This is a genomic window from Pseudomonas sp. WC2401 (assembly GCF_041200115.1).
Lineage (GTDB): Bacteria > Pseudomonadota > Gammaproteobacteria > Pseudomonadales > Pseudomonadaceae > Aquipseudomonas > Aquipseudomonas fragi.
Map to the genome: position 1 here is coordinate 2,915,504 of NZ_CP165623.1, position 23,132 is coordinate 2,938,635.

Genomic DNA, 23,132 nt, shown 5'->3' on the forward strand with positions numbered 1-23,132 from the left:
TTAGCGGTGCGTTTGCCCGCAGGCCTACGCACCTCTTCATCTGTGCTCGCTCCCACAGAAATTCAGCGGCTGGCCGCTGCCCGGCTCATGCACCGCTGGCGCCGTTCATCAACCCGCTGGGCAAACCAGGCGGTGGTCAGGTTGCGGGTGATTTTCGGGCTTTGCAGGGTGATGCCCGGTAATACCGCTCGCGGCAGCGGCTTGCCCTGCTGGCGGTCGGCGAGGGCGAACACGTCCTGGTACAGATCGGTTTCGTTGAACTCCAGGCTGTCGCCTTTTTCGAGCTGACGGCGGATAGCGTTATGGCTCAGGCCCAACTGCTTGCCAAGGGCGCGTACAGCCAGCTCGGTGGAGCCAATCGCGTAAGAGCCCGGAATAGTCAGGTCGCCATCCAGTGCCAGCGGGATGCCAGACACACGGCTGACGGCATTCTGAAAAGCGGCATTGCGGCTGGCGTACCAGCCCGCATTGAAGTCGGCAAAACGGTACAGTGACTGGTTGTAGTCCACCGGATAGCCGAGCAGGTGAGCGATGCCGAAATACATGCCGCCGCGGCGGGTGAAGACTTCCTGGCGGATGGAGCGGGCCACAGGGTAGGGGTAGTCCCGGGCGCGTTTTTCGGCAAAGGCGATGCTGACCTGCATCGGCCCGCCGGTGTGTACCGGGTTCAGGCCGCCAAACAGGCTTTTGCCCAGCGGTACCATGCCGATGAAATCATCAAAAATGGCGCTCAACTGGCCTTCGGTGCGGGCCGTGTCCAGGCGTTGATTGTAGGTTTTGCCGTCGGGAGAGGTGATGTTCAGCGCACTGCGCACCACAAACTCGGGGATATGCAGCTTGCCGGCGCGGCGGTTGATTTCGCTGCGGGCGATCCTGGCCAGCCCCGGCACCGGCGGGTCGGCCTGGAAGGTCGACTCCTGCTCGGTCACGGCCAGCACAGAACACAGGTTTTCATCGGTGGGGGCCAGGCCCTGGGCCGTGAACGCCACCTGGATATCAGTCGCCCAGCCCGCGCGGTCCGCAGTCTTGGCCGGCAGCAGTTGTACGATGCGGGCACGGGTCTGGTCGGGCGTCAGGCTCGGCAGTGTCTGCGTGCCCTGACTGCTGCAACCTGCCAGTACCACTAGCGGCATAATCGGTAAACAACACCTGAAAAATCGATTCACCAGCGTTCAACTCCTATTAATGTGCAACGTGTCGCAGCGCTTAGTCGTCGCGCGTCAGCACTTCCAGCAGTTCGATCTCAAATCGCAGGTTGGAGTTCGGTGTGATATGCGCGCCCATGCTTCTTTCACCATACGCCAAGTGCGCGGGCACCTGCAGTGTGCGCTTGCCGCCGACCTTCATGCCCATCAGGCCGATGTCCCAACCCTTGATCACTCGTCCGGTGCCAATCACGCACTGGAACGGCTTGCCGCGTTGATGCGAAGAGTCAAATACCCTGCCGTCTTCGAGCCAGCCGGTGTAGTGCGTGGTAATCAGGGCGCCCTTGACCACGGCTTTACCGTCGCCGGGTAACAGGTCAGTGATGTGCAGTTCGTCAGTCATGGCGATAAGGCTCAAAAATGTAGGATGTGGGATTGTACAGGGCAGGGGATTTCTTGATCTGAGGGCATTGTTGCAATTTGTATTAATTTTTTTATGTAGGAAAAGGCTCTAAAACAAAGGGATTGCGGAACTTGCGAATGAGGATTGTTGTCAGTTGCGCTTTACTCTCAAATGAGAGTGTTTATCATTGCAGCCCTGGCAGTGCCGGGGAGCGCTAAAAAACGTTGTGTCCTTTCGAGGTCGTGCGTCAGCGATTTCCAGCCTTTGGCCTGCTGAGCACACTCCATTGTTAAGGGATCAACTGGACATGTCGTCTCGATTCAACCGCAGTCATCTTTCACTGGCTTTCATGGCCGCTCTGGCTTCGCCCACATTGCTCGCTGACGCACTTGAGCGCGAGCGTGACGAAGTACCGGTAGAGGCCACCGATTTGCCGGTGGATGGTACCCGCCAGGCGCTGCAACTTGAAGAAACCCGCGTACTGGGCACCGCTGCACAGGAATTGAAGCAAGCGCCGGGGGTGTCGATCATCACCGCCGAAGATATCAAGAAGCGCCCGCCGGCCAATGACCTGTCCGATATCATCCGCCGCGAACCGGGGGTCAACCTCACCGGCAACAGCTCCAGCGGTGCCCGCGGCAACAACCGCCAGATCGACCTGCGCGGCATGGGCCCGGAAAACACCCTGATCCTGATTGATGGCAAGCCGTCTTCTTCGCGCAACGCCCAGCGTTATGGCTGGAGCGGCGACCGCGATACCCGTGGGGAAACCAACTGGGTACCGGCCGAAGAGGTCGAGCGCATCGAGATCCTGCGCGGCCCGGCAGCGGCACGCTACGGTTCCGGGGCAATGGGCGGGGTGGTCAATATCATCACCAAGCGCCCTTCGAGCAAGCTCAGCGGCTCGTTGACCGCTTACTACCTGGCGCCGGAAGACGACGCCGAAGGCGTGAGCAAGCGTACCAACTTCAACCTCAGCGGGCCGATCACGGATGATCTGGTGTTTCGTGTGTATGGCGGCCTGAACAAGACCGACGCCGATGACCCGGGCATCAACACCGCCGCCCAGGCCTCCCCCGACAGCGTGGTGGCGGGGCGCGAAGGCGTGCGCAACAAGGACGTCAACGGCTTGCTCAGCTGGCAGTTCACCCCTGAGCAAACCCTGGACCTGGAAGCCAGTTACAGCCGCCAGGGCAATATTTTTGCCGGCGACACCATGCTCAACAGCGGGGGTGACTTCGTCAACAGCCTGACCGGCAAGGAAACCAGCGTACTGCAACGCAGCACCTTCTCGGCCACCCACAATGGTTCGTTCGACTGGGGCTCCACCAAGGCCTCGCTGACCCATGACCTGACCCGCAACGCCCGCCTCAACGAAGGCCTGGCCGGTTATGGCGAAGGCGCACCGTCCGAAAGTGCCGGCAGGTTCGAATCGCGCCTGCGCAACACCCGCGCCACCGGCGAAGTCAACCTGCCATTGAACATGGGCACCGCCCAGGTGCTGACGCTGGGCGGCGAGTACCTTTACGAATCGCTCAACGACCCGGGCTCGCTGCGCCCGCAAAGCTGGGACCCGGGTGCCGACGGCAGCGCGGCGCTGCCGGGCACTGACCGGACCGAAACCAAATCCACGGCCAACAGCTATGCATTCTACGTCGAGGACAATATCGAAGCCGGCGCCAAAACCATCGTCACTCCCGGTGTGCGTTTCGACCATCACAGCGAATTTGGCGGCAACTGGAGCCCGAGCCTCAATGCCTCGCACCAGATCACCGATGAGTTGAGCATCAAGGGCGGTATTGCCCGGGCCTACAAGACCCCGAACCTGTACCAGTCCAACCCCAACTATCTGTTGTACAGCCGTGGCGCGGGTTGCAGCTCGGTGGAAGTGAACATCGGTGGCTGCTACCTGGTCGGTAACCCGGACCTCAAGCCGGAAATCAGCGTCAACAAAGAGATCGGCCTGGCGTTCGACAAGGGCACCTGGCGCACCAGCGGTACCTATTTCCGCAACGACTACCAAAACAAGATCAATGCCAGCAACGAAGCGGCATTCCGACTGCCCAACGGCCGTCGCGTGCTGCAATGGGAAAACAGCGGCAAGGCCATCGTGCAAGGGGTGGAAGGCAACCTGTTTGTCAGCCTGCGCGAGGATCTGGACTGGAACACCAACCTGACCTACATGATCGAAAGCAAGGACAAGGAAACCGGCGACCCGCTGAGCATCATCCCCAAATACACCCTCAACACCATGCTCGACTGGTACGCCACCGAAAAACTGTCGTTCCAGGTCAGCGGCACTTACTACGGCAAGCAGGAAGCGCCCAAGCGCAACAACCGCGCCAACGAAGCACTCGACAAATCCGTGCAGAAGCCGGTCGACCCGTACGGTCTGGTGGGCCTGAGCAGCGGCTATGAGTTCAATAAAAACTTCAGCGTGCGAGTGGGCATCAACAACCTGTTCGACAAACAGCTGTACCGCAAGGGCAATGCCGATGAAGCGGGGGCGCAAACCTACAACGAAGCGGGCCGGGCGTACTTTGCCTCGGTGACCAGTTCGTTCTGATCACACTGTGACCCATGCAGGCGCGATATCCGTGAAAACGGGTGTCGCGCCGTTGTCGCATCTGGCACGGGCAAAAAGCCGGAGCTTGATAAGGGATTGAAAAAATGAAACTTGCAACGTCGGCCTGGGCGCCGATCGTGTCCCGCACCCTGGCAGCACTGGTCGGCGGCTATGTCTTTACCTATGCCTTTACCGCTGCCTTGGCGCGGCTGCTGCCGCTGGACAAGGTGGACGCGATGATCGTCGCCAGCCTGTTGTCATTTGTGATCTACACCTTCGCCATTCTGTGGGCATTTGCTGCCCGCCACCAGTGGTCGGCCTGGATGGGCGCGGTACTCGCCGTGCCCCTGGCCGCCATCGGTTTTTGGCCGCAACTGCTGGAGCAACTGGGATGAAACAGACCCTGACCCAATCCATGGCCTGGCTGCACACCTGGGGTGGCCTGATCGTCGGCTGGTTGTTGTTCGTGATCTTTTTGACCGGCAGTCTGGCCGTGTTCGATCAGGAGATCGACAACTGGATGACCCCCGAGCTGCCGGCCCATCAGTTGACCGACGAGCAGGCCGCGCAACGGGCACTGACTTACCTGCAGGCCCACAAGGCCGACGCAAAGCAGTGGGGCATCAGCCTGCCCTATGAGCGTTCGCCGCAATTGCAGGCCTCGACCGGCGGGCGCCGTGATGGCGTGTCGGTGACCCTGGACCCTGACACCGGCGAAGTGATGCCGGTGCGGGAAACAGTAGGGGGGCGGTTTTTCTTTCTGTTTCACTTCACCTTGCACATGCCGCGCATGATCGGCATCTACCTGGTCGGTGCGCTGGCCATGGGCATGCTGGCGGCTTTGGTCAGCGGCATCGTGATCCACAAGAAGTTCTTCAAGGAATTCTTCACCTTCCGTCCCGCCAAAGGCCAGCGCTCGTGGCTTGACGCGCATAACGCCAGTGCCGTGCTGTTGCTGCCTTTTCACTTGATGATCACCTACACCGGGCTGGCGATTTTCCTGGTGATCTATATGCCGGCGGCGATGGACGCGTTGTTCGATGGCGACCGCGAGGCCTTTTTCAAGGCGCAGGACAAGACGCCGGCCAGCGTTGCCGTGCAGCGCCCGGCAACCGCAGAGCCTGCACCGCTGGTAGCCCTGGGGCCGTTGCTGAGCCAGGCTCGGGCGGTCATGGGGCCGTTGGGCGGGATCAGCATCAGCAACCCCGGGATGAGCAATGCCGAAATCCAGATTCGTCCGATCCTGGGCAACCGTATTGCCCTGACCAAGGGCCAGGGCATGCGCTTTGACGGCGTCACCGGCGAGCAGTTGTCCGGCCCCACAGAGATGCGCCCCACGGTGCTGACCCATCGGGTGATTTCTGGGCTGCACTTTGCCCAGTTCGGCGGCTACCCGATGCGCTGGCTGTACTTTATTTGCGGCCTGATCAGCAGCGCCATGATTGCCAGCGGGCTGGTGCTGTTCACCGTCAAGCGGCGGCGCAAATACGCCAGCGAAGGTCGGGTTGCCCAGGTGCTTTACCGTCTGGTCGAGGCGATCAACGTCACCGTTATGGCCGGCTTGAGCCTGGCTTGTATCAGCCTGTTGTGGGGCAACCGGCTGTTGCCGTCGGGAATGGCCGAACGGGCTGATGCTGAGTTGAATGTGTTCTTTGGTGTGTGGGCGTTGAGTTGTGTCCATGCCTTGCTGCGCCCGCGCATGCAGGCCTGGCGCGAGCAACTGGGGCTGGCGGGTTTGATGTGCCTGAGCTTGCCGTTGTTGAGTGTGTTCACCGTCAACCGGCCTTGGGCGCTGCCCAGCAGCATGGGCGTTGAGCTGACCGCGATGGCCCTGGGCGCCATGTTGTTGTGGGCGTGCTGGAAAGTATCGCAACCGGCGGTGGAGCGGGTGCCGCGCAAAAAGACCGCCGTCATGGCCGAGGTGAATTGAGATGCTGGCTGATTTTTTTGCGGCACTGGGTTTTGCCTATGTCGGCATGCTTGCCTTGTGCCAGGGGTTGGAACGCCATTACAAACAGGTGTGGGGCAAGCCGCCGTCGACGCAGTTACGGCGTGGGCTAAGGGCTGCAGGTTGGCTGAGCCTGGGGCTCAGCTTGTGGTTTTGCGCGCAGGCCTGGGGTTGGGCAATGGGGCCGGTGGGCTGGTTTGGCCTGCTCTCGCTGAGTGGTTTTAGCCTGCTGATGCTGTTGCCGTATCGGCCGCGACTGGCCGTGTGGCTGCCAATGGGGTTTGTGCCGGTTTGGGCGGTGATCGCAACCCTGGCATAAACCGTAGCAGCTGCCGAGGAACGAGGCTGCGTTCGGCGGCGCAGCCGCCGTAAAACCTGAGTTCGCGGTTAACCTGACACACCGTGCATTCTGACTCTACGACGGCTGCGCCGCCGAACGCAGCCTCGTTCCTCGGCAGCTGCTACATGTTTTATGCAGGTTTTCGCACCCAACGATTGGCAATCAGATCCAGGCTGCTGCAAAACACGAAGTACACCAGCGCCACAAACAGGAAGATTTCCGTCGGGTGCACCATTACCCGGTTGCTGATCTGGGTGGCGACAAACGACAGTTCGCCCACGCCGATCACATACGCCAGCGAAGTGTCCTTGATCAGTGAAATCCACTGGTTGAGAAAGGACGGCAACATCATCGGCAAGGCCTGGGGCAGGATGATCAGGCGCAGCACCTGCCACTTGCCCAGGCCCAGCGCCGTGCCTGCCGCCCATTGCCCGGGCGGCAGGCTGCTGATCCCGGCATACACCGAGTGCGCCAGGTACGCACCGCCTATCAGCGACAGCGCACATACCACGGTGGCCAGCGCGGGTACATCAACTTTGAACAGGATCGGCAGCAGGAAGTAGCTCCAGAAAATCAGCATCACCACCGGGATTGCGCGCAAAAAGCCCAGTACCCCCAGCAGCAACCAGCGCGTTTTGCCGCGAATCATCACCAGTGCAATACCCAGCACCAGCCCCAGCAATGCCGAAATGATCCCTGACAACAGGCTGAGCAGCAGCGTCAGTGCCGCGCCGCCCAACGGTCCGTTGGGCCAGGCGCCGAGCATAAAATACGAAAAATTGTCGCTGATAACTGTGAAATCCATGACTTACACCCCTCCCTGGCGATACCACTTGCTGCGGGCAATCAACTGGCCAAGCACTTCGATCAAGGCAATGCTGGCCACATACAGCAGGGTGGCAAAACCGAAGGCCTGGAAGGTCTTGAAGGTTTCGGTCTCGACTTGCCGCGAGGCATAGGACAGTTCGGCCAAACCGATGGCCATGGTCAGTGACGAGTTTTTCAGGGCATTCATGTACTGCCCCAGCAACGGCCCCAACGCCGTGCGCAGCGCCTGCGGGAACACGATATAGCGCCACACCTGTGCCGGCCGCAGGCCCAGTGCCAGGCCCGCCGCCCGTTGTTCTACGCGCACCGAGCTGACGCCTGCACGAAACTCTTCGCAAATGAAGGCGGCGGTGTAGAGCATCAGCCCCCAGAACCCGGCGAGAAATTCAAACGACGGCCATTCAATTTCAAACAGGCCCAGGGACAGGCTGCGGGGCTGGTTGAGCCACATCACCAGCCCTTCGGGCAGCATGGCCGTGACCCCGAAGTACCAGAAAAACAGCTGCACCAGCAGCGGCGTATTGCGAAACAGGGCCAGGTAGGCCCGTGCCGGCCATGACCACACACGCAAAGGCGAGAGGCGTGCCAGGCACAGTAAAAACCCCAGCCCGGTCGCCACCAGGCAGGTCAGCAGGGAAAGGATCAGGGTAAGGACAAAACCATCGAGCAACCAGTGCAGGTATTGCGGGGCAAGCAGTTCACCGAACATAGAAACAGCGTCCATCCAGAAACGAGCAAACCCGTCCGGTTGACCGTGACGGGCTGAGGGTGTCGCGAAGGAGGCTTAGCTCTTGTCGCCAATCTTGTACAGGCGGGTCAGCGGGGTCTTGGTGGTCGGGCCGAACCAGGCGTCATAAATGCCCTGGGCCTTGCCCTGGGCTTCCAGGTCGGTGAGGGTCTGGTTGACCACTTCGGTCAGGCGCGCTTCGCCTTTGGGAATACCGACGCCGATCAGGTCATTGGAAATGGTGAAGGGCGGCACTTCGTATTTGTCCTTGTCCGGCACATTGGCCAGCAGGCCGATCAGCTTTGGGCCGTCCTGGGTGATGGCCTGGACGTTGCCGTTGCGCAGGGCAGTGAAGGCGAATGGGGTGTCATCGTAGGCCACCACTTTGGCGCCGGGGAACTTCTCGCGCAATACGCCTTCGTTGACCGTGCCCTTGTCCACGCCCACGCGCCATTTGTTCAGCTCGTCGGGGGATGTGAGGGTGCCTTTCTTGACGATAAATTGCTGGCCCGAAGCGAAGTACGGAATGCTGAAATTCACCTGCTCGGCCCGCTCGGGGGTGATGGTGAAGTTGGCCAGCACCAGGTCGACTTTGTTCGCGACCAGCAGCGGTACGCGGTTGGCCGGGTTGGTCGGCTGCAACTGCAACTTCACGCCCAGCTTGTCGGCGATGGCCTTGGCGTAGTCCACGTCGAGGCCTTCGATCTGCTTGCTTTTGGCATCGACAAAGCCAAAGGGCGGGTTGCTGTCAAAGGACGCCACGCGCAGCACACCGGATTTTTTGATGTCATCCAGACGATCGGCGTGGGCCAGGCCAGACAAAACAGCCAGGGTCAGGGCGGTGAGGGCAGTGAATGTTTTCATTTCGTTCTCATCATGAGTTGGAAGATTTATGACGAGAGTCTTGCAGGAAAATTAGCTTTTAAAAAAGAATATAAAACGATTTATATATTCTATTTGGAGATATGAGGGCTGAGCAGTGCAAGCGCCCTGAGTCTTGCTCGCTAGATAGTGGCCATTGGCCAAAAACTGCTCTAGGCTGTACGGCTTTTCTGGACTGAACTGCCTGTGAAGCTGTTTTGTAAACCCAAAGCCTTGATTCATTATTCCAAAGTGTCTGTCAGCGATTTCCAACAGCGCCTTTTCAAGGTCAACACCCAGGGCCGCCTGTACACCCTGGATTTGTTCGACCATTCCCCGGGCCACACCACTGCCTCCATATCCCCTCGATGTGTGCTGATCTTCACCGATAAGGCACTAGACAAATTCGAGTTGCACCCGTGGTTTACTCTGCTGGGTTTCAAGTGCTTTAACGGCCAGTACTGGACCCGCAAGGTTGGGGATGTGACCTGGTCCAGTAACGATCAGCGCATCCACGGCAATGTTATCCATATCCGTGATATCCAGATTGTGCCGATCCGCTCGAAGCGACGAGCGCGTTGCCAAAGCCTGAAAATCAATACGCGGCGACTCTTTGACTGGGGGCTGATAAGCTTTTTGCTGGCTGTATGGGGCGTGTACCTGTTTGCCAGGAATGATTCCCGCGTCGCGGCTGTAATGGATACCGTAAACCACTGCGTCCAGCACTACTATCACTGGGGGGTGGTGCTCTGGAGCCTGGCTTACCTTGTGGCGTCGGCTTGGGCAAGCAAGACCTTCTATGCCTCCAGAGTTTCTTTTACCCGCGACCTGGTCGCTTTGGGGCTGGTGCGCACCGCTGCGCGGTATGTGCCTGACACCGATTGCCTTTGCTACAAGGCCACAGCCTTGTTGTCACGGGCAGTGGCGCGGATACGCAGCCTGTGGAGTTGACCGCTCCCACCGAAAAGGCTTGCGTTGCCAGCATTGCGTCCCCCCGTAAAACCTGAGGAGCGGATTAAACTGGTACTGCGAGGTGTCTGTTTTTGCGACTGCTGCGTCGCAGTGGCGCACCAAACCGGACGCAGCCTCGCTCCGCTCGTCAGCGGCTACACAACATCGGCCAGCGCAGTTTCCTGTGTCTTCAAGCTGCTGGCCTGCAACAGTTCCCGGGTATAGGGGTGTTGCGGGTTGTCGAAGATGGACTGCGCATCCCCCTGTTCCACCACCTTGCCGTCCTTGATCACGATCATGTCGTGGGCCAGGGCATGCACCACCGCCAGGTCGTGGCTGATAAACAGGTAGGTCAGGCCATGCCGCGCTTGCAGGTCGCGCAACAAGTCGACCACCTGTTTTTGCACCGTGCGGTCCAGCGCCGAGGTCGGCTCGTCGAGCAATATCAAGTCCGGTTCCATGATCAGCGCGCGGGCAATGGAGATGCGTTGGCGCTGGCCACCCGAGAACTCATGGGGGTAGCGATGGCGGCTTTGCGGGTCCAGGCCCACTTCCTGCAGAACCCGGATCACCGCCGCCTCGCGCTCCTGCTCAGTGCCAATATCATGGGCCAGCAAGCCTTCGCTGATGATCTGCTGCACTGACATGCGCGGGCTCAGGCTGCCAAACGGGTCCTGGAACACCACCTGCATCTGCCGGCGTAGCGGGCGCAGCAGGTTCTGGCTGAGGATGTTCAGTTGCTTGTTGCCAAAACGGATTTCACCCTCGGAATCCACCAGTCGCAAGATTGCCTGGCCAAGGGTCGACTTCCCCGAGCCGGACTCGCCGACAATGCCCAGGGTGCGGCCCTTTTTCAGCTCAAAACTGACCCCGTCCACCGCCTTGATATAGTGTCGTTCGCGGCTGAACAGCGGCTTGGGCAGGGGGAACCAGACCTTCAGGTCGCTGACCTCCAGCAGGTTATGCCGGTATTCGCCGGGCACCGGGCTACCGCTAGGCTCGGCCTCGATCAGCATGCGGCTGTAGGGGTGTTTCGGCTCGCGGAACAGCGCCGCGCAACTGGCCTGCTCGACAATCTCGCCGCCGCGCATCACACACACGCGCTGGGCGATTTTACGCACCAGGTTGAGGTCGTGGCTGATCAGCAGCAAGGACATGCCCAGGCGCTGTTGCAGGTCGATCAACAGTTCGAGGATTTTTTGCTGCACCGTCACGTCCAGTGCCGTGGTCGGTTCATCGGCAATCAACAGCTCCGGCTCATTGGCCAGGGCCATCGCAATCATTACCCGCTGGCGCTGCCCGCCGGACAGCTGGTGCGGGTAGGCATTGAGGCGTTTGGCCGGTTCACGGATGCCCACCAGTTCCAGCAGCTCCAGGGTGCGCTGCCGCGCTGCCCGGTTTTTCAGGCCCTTGTGGGTGACCAGGATTTCACTGATTTGCTTTTGCACCGTGTGCAACGGGTTGAGCGAGGTCATCGGCTCCTGGAAAATCATCGCAATGCGGTTGCCGCGCAAGCTGCGCAACTGGCTGTCACTGGCCGTAACCAGGTCGGTGCCGGCATAACGGATGCTGCCCTGGGTCTGCACGTCTTTGCCCGGCAGCAGGCGCAGGATCGAGTGCGCCGTTACCGACTTGCCCGAGCCCGACTCGCCCACCAGCGCCATGCACTCGCCACGGCGGATATCGAGGTTGAGGCCGTGAACCACTTCTGCCCCGGCAAAGCTCACGCGCAAATCGCGGATTTCTATCAGTGTGTTGGTCATGTCAATTCTCAGTTCCGGGGATCGAAGGCATCGCGGCAGGCTTCGCCGATAAACACCAGCAGCGACAGGATCAGCGCCAGCGCACAGAACGCGGTCAGGCCCAGCCACGGCGCCTGCAGATTGTGCTTGGCCTGGCCGATCAGTTCGCCCAGCGAGGCGCTGCCCGGCGGCATGCCGAAGCCGAGAAAATCCAGGGCGGTGAGGGTGGCGATAGCGCCGGTCAGGATAAAGGGCAGGTAGGTCAGGGTGGAGGTCATGGCGTTGGGCAGGATATGCCGACGCATCAGTGCGCCGTCAGTCAGGCCCAATGCCCGCGCGGCCTTGACGTATTCCAGGCTGCGCCCGCGCAGGAACTCGGCGCGCACCACGTCCACCAGGGCCAGCCAGCTGAACAGCGCCATGATGCCTAGTAACCACCAGAAACTCGGCGCCACAAAGCCGGACAAAATGATAAGCAGGTACAGCACCGGCAACCCGGCCCAGATTTCCTGCACCCGTTGGCCAAGCAGGTCGACCAGGCCACCGTAGAAGCCTTGCAGGGCGCCGGCGGTAATGCCGACCACGGTGCTGATGGCCGTCAGGATCAAGGCAAACAGAATGGAGATCCGTGCGCCGAATATCACCCGGGCCAGCACGTCCCGAGCCTGGTCGTCAGTGCCCAGCCAGTTGGTCGCGCTCGGCGGGCTGGGTGATGGCTCCTGGAGGTCGTAGTTGACCGTGTCGTAGCTGAACGGAATCGGCGCAAACAGCATCCAGCCGCCCTGATCGGTAATCAGCTTGCGCACATAGTCGCTGCGGTAGTCCGGTTCAAAGGGCAGCTCGCCGCCGAAATCGCTTTCGAGGTGACTGCTGACAATCGGGAAATACCAGCTGTCCTTGTAGTGAATGGCCAAGGGCTTGTCGTTGGCAATCAGTTCACCGCCCAGGCACACCACGAACAGCCCGATAAAGATCCACAGCGACCACCAGCCACGGCGGTTGGCCTTGAAGTGCTTGAGGCGGCGACGGCCAAGAGGAGAGAGGGTAAACATCAGGCAGTCCTCGCCGAGAAATCGATACGGGGGTCGAGCAGGGTGTAGCACAGGTCGCCGATCAGCTTGATCAGCAGGCCGAACAGGGTGAACAGAAACAGTGTGCCGAACACCACCGGGTAGTCCCGCGACACTGCCGCTTCGTAGCTCATGCGGCCGATACCGTCGAGGTTGAAGATGGTTTCAATCAACAGTGAACCGGCAAAGAACACTTCGATCAGCGCCTGGGGAATCCCGGCCACCACCAGCAGCATGGCGTTGCGCATCACATGGCCGTAGAGCACGCGTCGTTCCGTGAGGCCCTTGGCTCGCGCGGTCACCACATACTGGCGGCTGATTTCGTTGAGGAAGCTGTTTTTGGTAAGGATGGTCAGCGTGGCAAAACCGCCGATCACCAGTGCCGATACGGGCAGCACCATGTGCCACAGGTAGTCGCCGATCTTGCCGAAGAAACTCAGGCTATCGAAGTTGTCCGAGACAATGCCCTGCACCGGGAACCAGCTGACATAACTGCCGCCGGCAAACACCACGATCAACAGAATGGCGAACAGAAATGCCGGCATGGCGTAGCCGATGATGATTGCGGTGCTGGTCCATACATCGAAGGCGCTGCCGTTGTGGATGGCTTTGCGGATGCCCAGCGGAATTGAAATCAGGTAGGTGATCAGCGTTGCCCACAAGCCCAGTGAGATCGACACCGGCAGCTTCTCCACGATCAGGTCGGTGACCTTGGCGCCACGAAAGAAGCTGGTGCCGAAGTCCAGTTGCGCGTAGTTCTTGAGCATCAGCCACAGACGCTCGTGCATGGGTTTGTCGAAGCCGTAATGCTTGGTGATTTCTTCGATCAGCGCCGGGTCAAGACCGCGGCTGCTGCGGCTGGCACCGGCTGCGGACGCGGCCATTTCCCCGCCACCACCGCCCACCGCCGAGCCGCCGAAGCCCTGCAAGCGGGCAATCGCTTGATCCACCGGGCCACCGGGGGCGGCCTGCACGATCAGAAAGTTGACCACCAGAATGCACAGCAGGGTGGGGATGATGAGTAACAGGCGACGGCTGATGTAATGCAGCATCTCAATGACCCTCCGGCTGTGCGCTGGCCTGGCCATACGCCGCGTTGGTTAACGGGGTTTTGCTGACTTCCCACCAGGTGTCCAGGCCTTCATCGAACTTGGCCTCCTTGGCGGGCTGGCCGAAGCGGTTCAGGTACACCGTCGGGGTACCCACCGAGTAGTAGTGCGGGATCATGTAGTAGTTCCACAGCAGTACACGGTCGAGGGCGCGGGTGTAATGCACCATCTCGCTGCGGCTGTTGGCCTGTACCACCCCGTCGATCAGTTTGTCGACGGCCGGGTTGCGCAGCACCATGTTGTTGGAGGCACCGGCCTGGGTGGCGCTGCGTGAGCCAAACATGTCGTACAGCTCGCGGCCCGGCGAAACAATCGGTTGGCCGTTGCGGGGGAACTGGCCGACCATCATGTCGTAGTCGCGGGCGTTGGTGCGGTTGATGTACTGCGCCGAGTCGACCTTGCGGATGTCCATGGTGATGCCGATCTGCGCCAGGGTGCGTTTCCAGGGCAGGACCATGCGATCGAAACCGCTGGGGCTGTCGAGAAAGGTGAAGCGCAGGGGTTCGCCCCTGGCGTTGACCAGCAGGTTGTCTTTCGGTGTCCAGCCGGCTTCCTTGAGCAGCGCCAGGGCTTGCAGCTGTTTATCGCGGATATAGCCGCTGCCATCGGTTTTCGGCGCCTGGTACACCTGGGTGAACACTTCATCGGGGATCTGCCCGCGCAAGGGTTCGAGAATTTCCAGCTCACGCGCATCGGGCAGGGCCGTGGCGGACATTTCGCTTTTCGGGAAGTAGCTCTGCGCGCGCACATAAAAATTGCGCATCATCTGCTTGTTGGTCCACTCAAAATCCCATAGCAGGCTCAGCGCCTCGCGTACCCGGCGGTCCTGAAAAAACGGGTTTTGCAGGTTGAAGGTAAACCCCTGGGCGGCACTGGGTTTTTCCTTGGCGAACACGCCTTTTTGCAGGCGCCCGTCGCTAAGTACCGGGCTGGCGTAGCCGATGCTGAAACCAGTGGCGGAAAACTCGCGGTTGTAATCGAACGCCCCGGCTTTGAGCATCTCGCGGGCCACGTCGATGTCGCTGTAGAACATCACTTTCAAACGGTCGAAGTTGTACAGGCCTTTGCTGACGGGCAAGTCCCTGGCCCACCAGTTCTTGTTGCGTTCGAAGCTGACACTGCGCCCCGGATCAACCTGGGAGACCGCATACGGGCCGCTGCCCAGCGGCGGCTCGTAGCCGCCGCCGGCGGCAAAGTCGCGGGTCTTCCACCAGTGTTCCGGCAGCACGTGCATGCTCGCCAGATCCAGCGCCAGGGTGCGGTTCTGGTTGTTCTTGAAGTCGAAGCGGATTTGCAGCGGGCCTTCGATGACCCGGTCCTTGACCTCGCCGTAGAGCATGCGATAGCTCAGGCTGCCTTTGGTCATCAGGGTGTCGTAGGTAAAGGCCACGTCCTGCGCAGTGATCGGTGTGTCATCCGCGAAACGGGCCTTGGGGTTCAGGTAGAAGCGTACCCACAGGCCATCGGGGTCACGTTCGATTTTTTGCGCGACAAGCGCGTAGACCGTATAGGGCTCGTCCAGCGAGCGGAAGGCCAGGGGGGCATTGACCCATTGATCGACCTGGGCCACACCGGTGCCCTGGTCGATATAGGGCGACAGGTAGGTGAACTGGCCGATTTCCATTGACGTGCGGCTCAGCGAACCGCCTTTGGGCGCGTCCGGATTTACAAAGTCGAAGTGCTGGAAATTGGCCGGGTATTTGGGCGCTTCGCCATACACCGTCAGGGCATGGCCGGGCGCGGCGTTGACGCTCAGGCACACGCAAGACAACACGGGTACCAGCAGCGAACGGAGCAGGGGCAGGAAAAATGCAGACATCATTGGGCTTCCTTGTACCGCGTGTAGAACCATCGACTGCCTGGAAAAATCCCCGCCGCATTGCGCGTTAAAACGCGGCGGGGTCGCGATTTCGCAGTTAAACCGCTGTCGGCCGGAGTGTGCCGGCAGCGGTGCTCACTCAGAAGTGATAGGTGGCACGGGCGAAGAACGTACGGCCCATTGGGTCTGCGTAACGTGGATCGTAGCCATTCTGGAAGTTGTAGGCCTGGTTGGAGAATGGCGGGTTACGGTCGAACATGTTCTTGATCCCCGCATCCAGGTCCACGGTCTTGTTGAAAGTGTAGCCACCGGAGATATCCCACAAGGTGTAAGACGCTACACGGGAGTGGGTGTCAGGATCGGCATCGTCATAGCCGCTGGTGAAGCGGTTGACCAGCGAGGCCCGGTAAGCGCCCAGATTCCAGGTACCGCTGAGCACGTGCTTCCAGCGCGCGACCATGCCGTCATCCTTGAACGCGCCCACTTTGTCGGTATAGCTGCCGCCAATGGTGGTCTGGTAGTCATAGCGCGACACGTAGGTGCCTTGCAGGCCAAGACCGAACTGACCGTAGGGGGTGTTGGGGAACTTGTAGTCCAGCGACACATCGACGCCGCTGGTTTTAACGGCACCCAGGTTGGCGAGACCGGTCTGTACGTAGTTCAGGGAGCCGTCAGCATTGCGAATATAGCGGTCAGCATAGGCATTGGGATCGTCAAAGACAGTGGATTCCGGGAACTCGGCAATCTGGTTGGCGATGTGAATCCACCAGAAATCCAGACCCATCGACAGATTGCGCACCGGTTGGTAGACAAAACCGACGGTCACGTTACGGGCTTTTTCAGGGGACAGTTCAGTGTTGCCGCCGGTGCGGTTATGGAACTGCTGGCCGCAGTCGCGCCCGGCGTTGCCGCCCGGTTGCACGACGCCGCCGGTGCACAGGCGCGGATCGTTGTAGTAGCCCTGGGTGTAAGTGGTGTACTGCGGGTTGTACAGCTCGTACAGCGACGGTGCGCGGAAGCCTTCACTGTAGGCACCGCGTACCACCAGCTCCTTGATCGGCTGGTAGCGGAACGAGTATTTCGGGTTGGTGGTGCTGCCAAAGTCGCTGTATTTGTCATGACGCACAGCGGCCGACAGTTCCAGGCTGTCGAGTACGGGCACGTTCAGCTCGGTGTACACCGCCTTGACGTTACGGTCACCCGAGACGCTGGCGTCAGGGTCGGCGCCGAGGCTGGAAATATCCGCGACAAAACCATCGAAGGTCTGGTGGAACTTCTCCTGACGGTATTCACCGCCAATCGCCAGGCCGGACGGGCCGGCGCCGAACCAGTCGCCGATCTCACGGCTCATGCGCCCGTCGATACCGGTGACCCGGCCCACCGAAGACATGTACTGGCCGTGATATTGGTGCTCGTCGATATAGGCCTGCCCGGCAGGTGTCTGCGGGCCGAACGGGTTGATGATGCCATCGGCAATGCCGTTGAGCATGGCCGCGTCGCTGGCGTAACCGCCCGTCACACTGGAGTTCACCTGATTCTGGTTGTACGAGGCACCGACATTGTAATCCCAACCCTTGGCCACACCATCGAAGCTCAATACCAGACGCTGGCTGGTGTTCTGGTCTTTGCTCTGGCGGCCACCGGCAGCGGTTTCACGCCAGTTCAGGCCAATTGGTTGCGTTGGGTCGAAGGACGGATCGCTGCTACCCGGGGTTATGCCGTTGCCCGGGTAGTAAGGCGAGCTCGGGTCCATGCTGGCGCCGATCAGAGGGGCGGGGGCAACACCCACGGCATTGTTGTTGCGGGCCCAGAAGTACTCCAGGTTGACGTTGTCGACATCGGTGATCTTGCCGGTGGCCTTGCCGAAAAAGGAGGTCTTCTCGGTTTCCGGCAGCAGGTCGATATAGTTGCGCGTGTCATAGCGGCATAGCCCCTGGCGCAGGACCAGGTTTGCCCCGTTGCAGCCATTGGCCGCCAGCGGGTTGGTATTGATATTGCCCTGGCTCCAGTTGGCAGGGTTGGACGTGCCGGAAGTCTGATCCAGGCCGCGGCCCGGTTCGTAGTTGCTGGCGAACGTGCGGTCCTTGGCGTGCAGGGCGTTTTGCTTGTTATAGCCGGCGACGGCCATGACGTTGAAACGGTCTTTTTCCAGATCGCCGTAGCCCCAGCTACCGCTGATATCGCGGCTGTCGCCACCACCACTGGCGTCTGCACCTTCGCCGCCCAGTGACAGGGTGCCGTCGGTCATGGATTTTTTGGTGATGAAGTTGATCACGCCGCCAATCGCGTCCGTGCCGTACAAGGCCGACGCGCCGTCGCGCAAGACTTCGACGCGGTCAATGGCGGCAAACGGAATGGTGTTCAGGTCTACCGCTGAGCCGTCGATGGCGTTGTTGCCCAAACGGCGGCCGTTAAGCAGCACCAGGGTCTTGTTGGCACCGATGCCGCGCATGTCGGCAAAGCTCGACCCCCCGGTGCCGGAACCCACGGAGCTGGCCGAGTTGCGCAATGACTGGTTGCCCGTCACGCGCTGCATGATCTCGGCAGTGGTGGTCACGCCTTCGTTGCGCAACTGCTCCGCACGCAGGATGGTGATGGGCACGGCGGTTTCGGCATCTACCCGGCGGATCGCCGAGCCGGTCACTTCGACCCGGTCCAGCTGTGTGGTGGCTGGCGCAGGCGCCGCATCAGCGCTGCTGACGGTGGCGCTCGAATCATCCGCTGCAGTCACTTCGGCTGCCTGCAACTGGCCCGTGCTCATCCCCAGAGCAACCAGATACAGCGGCACAAAACGGTGTCGTTGCAAGCTTGCAACGAGTGGCTTGAGGGTAAAACCTGAACTCTTCATCTGCATGGTTATTTCCGACTTATTCAGACGTTTATTGGAATGGCCTTGTGAGCCCTCATGACTCCAGTTGGGTTGTGTCGACCCGGGGCAAAACACGTTTTTCAAGCAAGCCGCTCCCCTGCAAGGGCCAAAAGGCTCCTGCGCGGCGTGGGTGGTGCGTGGTTACAACAGGATCAAAAGCCCCTCACCCTGACCCTCTCCCTGAGGGAGAGGGAATTGACAGCCCGCGGGTTCAAGAACACCGCAGGCCAGCTCCCTCTCCCTTTGGGAGAGGGTTGGGGTGAGGGCTTCATCTGGCGGTCATCACCGATATTTTGGTAATGCCCGAACGCTCGATGGAGGCCATAGCCTTGGCCACCTGGCCGTAGTTGACCCCTTCGTCCGCCTGCAACTGCACGCGCACTTCCGGGTCCTGGGCCTTCACGTCCTGCAGGCTTTTTTCCAGCAGTTCGGGGGCCACTTCGTTCTTGGCCAGGTAGAACTTGCCGTCCTGGTCGACGCTGACCACCACCGGGTCTTTTTTCTGGGCCGAGGCCACGGCATCGGTCTTGGGCAGGTTGATCTTGATCGCGTTGGTCATCATCGGCGTGGTCACGATAAACACCACCAGCAGCACCAGCATCACGTCCACCAGCGGGGTGACGTTCATTTCACTGAGTACTTCGTCGCTGTCCTGGGTTGAGAAAGACATCAGCTTGCCTCCCGCACCGGCGTGCGCTTGTTGGAAATGGCCTGGCGGTCGATGGCAAAGGCGCTGCGCTGGGCGAGGGCGTCGAAGTCATGGGCGAAGTCGTCCATGTTGGCCGAGGCCAGCTTGAGGCGGCGCAGGAAGAAGTTGTAAATCAGCACCGCCGGTACTGCGACCGCAATACCTACACCGGTGGCGATCAAGGCATGGCCGATGGGCCCGGCCACGGTTTCCAGGCTGGCCGAACCGGTGGCGCCGATGGTCTGCAGCGCTTCCATGATCCCCCACACGGTGCCGAACAGGCCGATAAAGGGCGCGGTGCTGCCGATACTGGCGAGGATCGCCTGGCCGCTTTCCAGGGCGCGGCGTTCCTTTTGGATCTGTTGGCGCAGGTTGCGCTCCAGGCGGTCGGAGCGGTTGATGGTGTGGGCCAGTTGCTGAGTGGTGCGCGGCGTGTCATCGACAATCATGGCTTCGAAGCCGCTGTTGGCGATGCGGGCCAGGGCACCGGGGTACTGGCTGGCGTGTTCGGCGGCGGTCAGCAGGTCAGGGGCGGCCCAGAAGGCTTTGCTGAATTGCGAGTTCTGCGCTTTCTGGCGCAGGTACTGCGATGACTTGATGAGCAGCAAAGCCCAGCTCACCACCGAAAACAGCACCAGTGCCCAGAGCACCCCGGGGACAATCATGGAAGACAGAGACTCGTTCATGGTTACACCTCACACGGCGGCTAAATAAAAGTTGGTGTCGGCACCCAGCTGGGTTATTCCGGCAATTTGAAAGAGATGGTCTGGGTGGCAAATCCTTCGATGGGGGTATCCCCTCGTTTGGCCGGGACAAACTTCCAGTTGCGTACGGCTTCTACTGCAGCGTCATCGAGTGCCTGCTTGCCGCTGGATTTGGTGACCTCGACCGTGCCGGCGCGACCGTTGGGCAGCACCTTGATGCGCAGCACCACGGTGCCTTCCCAACTGCGGCGCAAGGCCAGGGACGGATACTCCGGCGGCGGGTTGCCAAGGCTGGCCAGCCCTGAAACTGCAGCGGTCTCCTTGACCGGGCCCGGCGCTGCGACAGGCGCCGCAGGTGCTGCTGGCGCAGTCGGTGCAGCGGGGGCTGCCGGTGCCGGTGGCGCAGGCTTGGGCGGCTGCGGTTTTTGTACCGGCTTGGGCTTGACCACCGGCTTGGGTTTTTCGACGGGCTTGGGTTTCTCCACCGGCTTGGGCGGCTCCTTGACCGCATCTTCATCCTCGGGCGGGGCCTCGGGTTCCGGTGGCGGCGGTGGCGGCGGTGGTTCTTCCACGGGGGGCGCCGGTGGTGTCGGGCTGGTCAGCTCGACAGTCATTTCCGGAATCTCGGGCGGCGTGACCACAGGTTCGGCCTTGGCCTGCTGCATCACCCACCAGGCGCCGGCGTGCAGCAGGGCAACCAGACCTACCAGCAGCAGCGCCCGCGATGTCACCAGGCCCCCGGGTGTCGAGGTGTTGGCTACATGGGGGATGTGCGTCCACTGCTGTACGCGTTCGGCGTCGAGCAGCGGGGCAGATCGCGTTTTATTCTTTACCTCGTCACTCATTAACAGTCCCTCGACTAAATGAAGGGCAATAAGGCTCCGTTCGCCCTTGCACGCAGGGACGACAACTTGGGTTTAGGATGAGGCAATAAGTGAGGGGCCACTTATTGCGCTGTATTACGTCATCAGGGGCAGGCTGTTCATGGGCATTCCTTGTGGCTGAAGCAACTGAAGAACTAGCGGGTGCTTTGTAAAGTTCCGTTAAGTTATGTAAAGCAACAGCTATGCCAGAAGGGCAGGAAAGTTGGCGTTACGGCAGGTTATTTAGTGCGGGTGTGACGGGCTGAATTAAAAGTGACTGTGAAAAGACAAGGAATGGACAATGAACTAAGGCGTCATCCATGACAGCAGGCTTAGTTGAGCAATTAACTAGTCGTTATTGTCTGACAATCAGGCAATTATAAGAGAGTGTTATAAAACAGTGCACCAAAGTGAACAGTGACTGCCAACTAACAGTGCAGTTGCCAGCTCAGCTCTTTGCTGCCCTGATGCCAGCTGTGCCAACAGGGTGCGTGCAGGATCGATCGCTCAGGGCTGGGGGTTGCGCAGGGTGCTCAAATAAAAAAGCACCTGTCGGCCGAACAGCGGCGGGCAGGTGCTTATAGGCACGTTACTTTAAGTTATAAGGCTTATGTACCAGATGGTTAAATACGCGAGTGCGCCGTTTAGTTAGTGAGGTGCGGGTATATTTAAACCTGTTCCGTGACTGGCAAGTCATTCCTTAGTTCATCTTGTTCACTTAACAAACCATCGGACTGATGCTGCCAAAGTCGGTAATACAGCCCTTTGCGCTCAAGTAACTGGCTGTGAGTGCCGTCTTCGGCAATATGCCCTTTGTCCAGTACAACAATGCGGTCCAGGTGGGCAATAGTTGAAAGGCGATGGGCCACTACCAGAACGGTCTTGTCCGACATAATGTCGTCAAGACTGCTCTGGATCAGACTTTCGGTTTCTGAATCCAGGCTGGCGGTGGCTTCGTCCAGTATCAGGATGGGTGCGTTCTTTAACAGTGCCCGGGCAATCGCGATCCGCTGGCGTTGACCACCGGACAACTTGACCCCGCGCTCCCCGATCAGGGCGTCATAGCCTTCGGGCATCTGCAGGATAAACTCATGGGCATGGGCGCGTTTGGCGGCCAGGATGACTTGCGCTTCACCGGCATGCACATCGCCATAGCCGATGTTCTCGCGCAATGAGCGATGGAACAGGCCGGGCTCCTGGGGGATCAGGCCGATATGGGTGTGCAGTGATTGTTGGGTCATGGTTTGAATATCAATGCCATCCACTTCGATTTTGCCCCCCTGGGGGTCGTACGAACGCAACAGCAGACTTAACAAGGTTGATTTGCCGGAACCGGACAACCCGACAATACCCACCCGTTGCCCGGCCCGAATATCCAGGTTGAAGTGTTTGAAGATCGGCCTGTCGGGGCTATAGCCGAAGTTGACGTCGCGAAAGCGGATCGCGCCCTTGTCGATAGTGACGGGCTGGGCGCTGTGCTGGTCGGGCATTTCATGGGGTTGCAGGAGGGTATCGATACTGCTCTCGATATTGCCGATGCACTCGAAGAAATGCATGAACTGCATGCTCAGAAAACTGCATTGCGCCACAATCATCAGGCCCAGGGTGGCCACCATCACAAACTGGCCCACATCGATCTTGCCCAGATGCCACAAGTACAGCGCCAGGGCCACCAGCCCGACGCGCAGCACAATGGCCAGGCTGTCCTGCAGCATGCGGACCTTTTCCTGGTAGAAGAACGAGCGTTGTCCGGCCTGTTTTTCCTCGATCTGGTAGCGGTTCAGATAGTTGAGTTCGTAATCCTGGCGGGCGAACAGACGGATGCTGTTGAGGTTGCCCACCGCATCGACAATCTTGCCGGTGGTCAGGCTACGGGCAGTGGCATGTTTGCCCGCCAGTTTCTGCGCCTTGAGTGACAGCCGATACGCCAGCCAGGTGTAGGTCGTCACCCAGACCAGCAGGCCCAGGCCCAGCCAGGGTGAGGCGAGGGTCAGCATCACCAGGCTGGTGACCAGTACCGCGACAATCGGCAGCATTTCCACGATCAGCAGCCAGGTGATTTCCAGCAGGCCGATGGTGCCTTCATTGATGCGGTGGGCCAGGCTGCCGGCAAAGTGCTCCCCGAAATAGCGGGCCGAATGCTGCTGCAACCAGGCGAACAGGTCGCGCACGATGCGGATTTTTTGCAGCGGCCTGACCATGATCATGCACAGCGTGGCGCCTCGTGCGCAGAGCAGCTGCACCACCGCCAGGGCGAACAGCAGGCCCAGGGCGGGCAGGCTGGCCTGCAACAGATCGCCTTGTTGCCACGCGCCCTCACTGACCGCACCGGTGATTCGGCCGATGGCATAGGGCATCAGCGTGGCGGCCATCGCCGCGCCGACTTGCAACAGGGTTATGCCCCAGTACCAGCGCGGGTACAGGCGGATGTAATGCCACACCAGGGCCCAGGGCCGGTTGGGGGGGACGGTTATAGCGTCAAATTCGGACATGACATAC

19 protein-coding genes are annotated in these 23,132 nt (G+C 60.3%); 5 read left to right on the forward strand and 14 right to left on the reverse strand.

Annotated elements, in window-relative coordinates; genetic code table 11:
* Window positions 1–62: 62 nt before the first annotated feature.
* Entirely contained in the window at window positions 63–1,133 is a 1,071-nt protein-coding gene (locus AB3G35_RS13320) for a DUF1615 domain-containing protein (protein ID WP_369781596.1), read from the reverse strand.
* 73 nt (window positions 1,134–1,206) lie between these two features.
* Window positions 1,207–1,548: an FKBP-type peptidyl-prolyl cis-trans isomerase gene (locus AB3G35_RS13325; RefSeq protein WP_016780633.1), complete on the reverse strand. Its 342-nt coding sequence runs from the start codon at window positions 1,546–1,548 to the stop codon at window positions 1,207–1,209.
* A gap of 307 nt (window positions 1,549–1,855) precedes the next feature.
* Between AB3G35_RS13325 and AB3G35_RS13330 the strand changes: the two genes are divergently transcribed.
* The 4 genes from AB3G35_RS13330 (at window position 1,856) to AB3G35_RS13345 (ending at window position 6,381) form a co-directional block, all read left to right on the forward strand.
* Window positions 1,856–4,114, forward strand: a complete 2,259-nt coding sequence (locus tag AB3G35_RS13330; RefSeq protein ID WP_016780634.1) for a FepA family TonB-dependent siderophore receptor — start codon at window positions 1,856–1,858, stop codon at window positions 4,112–4,114.
* A 104-nt stretch (window positions 4,115–4,218) separates the two neighbouring features.
* Complete coding sequence (locus AB3G35_RS13335; protein WP_016780635.1) at window positions 4,219–4,509, forward strand: hypothetical protein; 291 nt, start codon at window positions 4,219–4,221, stop codon at window positions 4,507–4,509.
* The gene (locus tag AB3G35_RS13340) at window positions 4,506–6,044 is read left to right on the forward strand and encodes a PepSY-associated TM helix domain-containing protein (RefSeq protein WP_369781597.1); all 1,539 of its coding nucleotides are present in this window, start codon (window positions 4,506–4,508) and stop codon (window positions 6,042–6,044) included. Before AB3G35_RS13335 ends, AB3G35_RS13340 begins: the two co-directional genes overlap by 4 nt.
* Window position 6,045: 1 nt before the next feature.
* Window positions 6,046–6,381 (forward strand): DUF3325 domain-containing protein, encoded by a 336-nt coding sequence (locus AB3G35_RS13345; RefSeq protein ID WP_134050702.1) that lies wholly within the window; start codon window positions 6,046–6,048, stop codon window positions 6,379–6,381.
* 151 nt (window positions 6,382–6,532) lie between these two features.
* Here the strand turns inward: AB3G35_RS13345 and AB3G35_RS13350 are convergent, their stop codons facing one another.
* The 3 genes from AB3G35_RS13350 to AB3G35_RS13360 form a co-directional block, all read right to left on the reverse strand.
* Window positions 6,533–7,207 (reverse strand): amino acid ABC transporter permease, encoded by a 675-nt coding sequence (locus AB3G35_RS13350; protein ID WP_369781598.1) that lies wholly within the window; start codon window positions 7,205–7,207, stop codon window positions 6,533–6,535.
* Window positions 7,208–7,210: 3 nt separating this feature from the next.
* Entirely contained in the window at window positions 7,211–7,939 is a 729-nt protein-coding gene (locus tag AB3G35_RS13355) for an amino acid ABC transporter permease (protein WP_106117078.1), read from the reverse strand.
* A gap of 75 nt (window positions 7,940–8,014) precedes the next feature.
* A complete protein-coding gene (locus AB3G35_RS13360; RefSeq protein WP_016780640.1) occupies window positions 8,015–8,821 on the reverse strand; it encodes an ABC transporter substrate-binding protein in 807 nt (268 codons plus the stop codon).
* A 204-nt stretch (window positions 8,822–9,025) separates the two neighbouring features.
* On the opposite strand from AB3G35_RS13360, the gene AB3G35_RS13365 reads away from it, so the two are divergent.
* Window positions 9,026–9,769, forward strand: a complete 744-nt coding sequence (locus AB3G35_RS13365; protein ID WP_146133235.1) for a hypothetical protein — start codon at window positions 9,026–9,028, stop codon at window positions 9,767–9,769.
* Between the two features lie 155 nt (window positions 9,770–9,924).
* Here the strand turns inward: AB3G35_RS13365 and AB3G35_RS13370 are convergent, their stop codons facing one another.
* The 9 genes from AB3G35_RS13370 to AB3G35_RS13410 form a co-directional block, all read right to left on the reverse strand.
* Entirely contained in the window at window positions 9,925–11,532 is a 1,608-nt protein-coding gene (locus tag AB3G35_RS13370) for an ABC transporter ATP-binding protein (protein WP_106117076.1), read from the reverse strand.
* A gap of 8 nt (window positions 11,533–11,540) precedes the next feature.
* Window positions 11,541–12,563, reverse strand: coding sequence for an ABC transporter permease (locus AB3G35_RS13375; protein ID WP_369781599.1), 1,023 nt, complete (start codon window positions 12,561–12,563; stop codon window positions 11,541–11,543).
* Window positions 12,563–13,633, reverse strand: coding sequence for a microcin C ABC transporter permease YejB (locus AB3G35_RS13380; protein ID WP_016780644.1), 1,071 nt, complete (start codon window positions 13,631–13,633; stop codon window positions 12,563–12,565). Before AB3G35_RS13380 ends, AB3G35_RS13375 begins: the two co-directional genes overlap by 1 nt.
* A 1-nt stretch (window position 13,634) precedes the next feature.
* Window positions 13,635–15,512 carry an extracellular solute-binding protein gene (locus tag AB3G35_RS13385; RefSeq protein WP_369781600.1) on the reverse strand — a complete coding sequence of 626 codons (1,878 nt, stop codon included), beginning with the start codon at window positions 15,510–15,512 and terminating at the stop codon, window positions 13,635–13,637.
* A 136-nt stretch (window positions 15,513–15,648) separates the two neighbouring features.
* Window positions 15,649–18,363: a TonB-dependent receptor gene (locus AB3G35_RS13390; protein ID WP_169909193.1), complete on the reverse strand. Its 2,715-nt coding sequence runs from the start codon at window positions 18,361–18,363 to the stop codon at window positions 15,649–15,651.
* A 283-nt stretch (window positions 18,364–18,646) separates the two neighbouring features.
* Window positions 18,647–19,048 (reverse strand): biopolymer transporter ExbD, encoded by a 402-nt coding sequence (locus tag AB3G35_RS13395; protein WP_016780647.1) that lies wholly within the window; start codon window positions 19,046–19,048, stop codon window positions 18,647–18,649.
* Window positions 19,048–19,752, reverse strand: coding sequence for a MotA/TolQ/ExbB proton channel family protein (locus AB3G35_RS13400; protein ID WP_029611376.1), 705 nt, complete (start codon window positions 19,750–19,752; stop codon window positions 19,048–19,050). The genes AB3G35_RS13395 and AB3G35_RS13400 overlap by 1 nt, the downstream gene beginning before the upstream one ends.
* A 53-nt stretch (window positions 19,753–19,805) precedes the next feature.
* On the reverse strand, window positions 19,806–20,615 hold the full coding sequence (locus tag AB3G35_RS13405; RefSeq protein WP_169904881.1) for an energy transducer TonB: 810 nt from the start codon (window positions 20,613–20,615) through the stop codon (window positions 19,806–19,808).
* Window positions 20,616–21,301: 686 nt separating this feature from the next.
* On the reverse strand, window positions 21,302–23,125 hold the full coding sequence (locus AB3G35_RS13410) for an ABC transporter ATP-binding protein (protein ID WP_369781601.1): 1,824 nt from the start codon (window positions 23,123–23,125) through the stop codon (window positions 21,302–21,304).
* Between the last annotated feature and the right edge of the window lie 7 nt (window positions 23,126–23,132).

What these genes read in the sequence shown, in the direction of transcription:
- AB3G35_RS13360 (WP_016780640.1), bottom strand. Translation starts at nt 8,821, where the DNA reads ATGAAAACATTCACTGCCCTCACCGCCCTGACCCTGGCTGTTTTGTCT.
- AB3G35_RS13410 (WP_369781601.1), bottom strand. Translation starts at nt 23,125, where the DNA reads ATGTCCGAATTTGACGCTATAACCGTCCCCCCCAACCGGCCCTGGGCC.
- AB3G35_RS13350 (WP_369781598.1), bottom strand. Translation starts at nt 7,207, where the DNA reads ATGGATTTCACAGTTATCAGCGACAATTTTTCGTATTTTATGCTCGGC.
- AB3G35_RS13380 (WP_016780644.1), bottom strand. Translation starts at nt 13,633, where the DNA reads ATGCTGCATTACATCAGCCGTCGCCTGTTACTCATCATCCCCACCCTG.
- AB3G35_RS13375 (WP_369781599.1), bottom strand. Translation starts at nt 12,563, where the DNA reads ATGTTTACCCTCTCTCCTCTTGGCCGTCGCCGCCTCAAGCACTTCAAG.
- AB3G35_RS13390 (WP_169909193.1), bottom strand. Translation starts at nt 18,363, where the DNA reads ATGCAGATGAAGAGTTCAGGTTTTACCCTCAAGCCACTCGTTGCAAGC.
- AB3G35_RS13395 (WP_016780647.1), bottom strand. Translation starts at nt 19,048, where the DNA reads ATGTCTTTCTCAACCCAGGACAGCGACGAAGTACTCAGTGAAATGAAC.
- AB3G35_RS13370 (WP_106117076.1), bottom strand. Translation starts at nt 11,532, where the DNA reads ATGACCAACACACTGATAGAAATCCGCGATTTGCGCGTGAGCTTTGCC.
- AB3G35_RS13355 (WP_106117078.1), bottom strand. Translation starts at nt 7,939, where the DNA reads ATGTTCGGTGAACTGCTTGCCCCGCAATACCTGCACTGGTTGCTCGAT.
- AB3G35_RS13405 (WP_169904881.1), bottom strand. Translation starts at nt 20,615, where the DNA reads ATGAGTGACGAGGTAAAGAATAAAACGCGATCTGCCCCGCTGCTCGAC.
- AB3G35_RS13345 (WP_134050702.1), top strand. Translation starts at nt 6,046, where the DNA reads ATGCTGGCTGATTTTTTTGCGGCACTGGGTTTTGCCTATGTCGGCATG.
- AB3G35_RS13320 (WP_369781596.1), bottom strand. Translation starts at nt 1,133, where the DNA reads ATGCCGCTAGTGGTACTGGCAGGTTGCAGCAGTCAGGGCACGCAGACA.
- AB3G35_RS13340 (WP_369781597.1), top strand. Translation starts at nt 4,506, where the DNA reads ATGAAACAGACCCTGACCCAATCCATGGCCTGGCTGCACACCTGGGGT.
- AB3G35_RS13400 (WP_029611376.1), bottom strand. Translation starts at nt 19,752, where the DNA reads ATGAACGAGTCTCTGTCTTCCATGATTGTCCCCGGGGTGCTCTGGGCA.
- AB3G35_RS13325 (WP_016780633.1), bottom strand. Translation starts at nt 1,548, where the DNA reads ATGACTGACGAACTGCACATCACTGACCTGTTACCCGGCGACGGTAAA.
- AB3G35_RS13330 (WP_016780634.1), top strand. Translation starts at nt 1,856, where the DNA reads ATGTCGTCTCGATTCAACCGCAGTCATCTTTCACTGGCTTTCATGGCC.
- AB3G35_RS13385 (WP_369781600.1), bottom strand. Translation starts at nt 15,512, where the DNA reads ATGATGTCTGCATTTTTCCTGCCCCTGCTCCGTTCGCTGCTGGTACCC.
- AB3G35_RS13335 (WP_016780635.1), top strand. Translation starts at nt 4,219, where the DNA reads ATGAAACTTGCAACGTCGGCCTGGGCGCCGATCGTGTCCCGCACCCTG.